The organism is Sinorhizobium sp. CB7, assembly GCF_041357635.1.
Classification (GTDB): domain Bacteria; phylum Pseudomonadota; class Alphaproteobacteria; order Rhizobiales; family Rhizobiaceae; genus Rhizobium.
Genome location: NZ_JAULLL010000103.1, coordinates 1 through 207 on the forward strand (window position 1 = coordinate 1; position 207 = coordinate 207).

Consider the following 207-nt stretch of genomic DNA (forward strand, 5'->3'; position numbering starts at 1 on the left):
CGGTGATCGCGCTCGAGGAGGCGGGCGGCGGCAAGCGGCTGGCCGCCTATGTGGTTGCCGCGGACGAAGATGGGGTGACGGCGGAGGACCTTCGCTCACACCTTGCCGGGCGGCTGCCTTCCTACATGGTGCCGGCGGCGATCACCTTCCTGGACGCCATGCCGCTCACCGTCAACGGCAAGCTCGACCGGCGGGCGCTGCCGGATC

1 protein-coding gene is annotated in these 207 nt (G+C 71.0%); it reads left to right on the forward strand.

Annotated elements, in window-relative coordinates; genetic code table 11:
* The coding region (locus AAE029_RS36330) for a hypothetical protein (protein WP_371077784.1) at positions 1-207 on the forward strand (207 nt) is incomplete at both ends.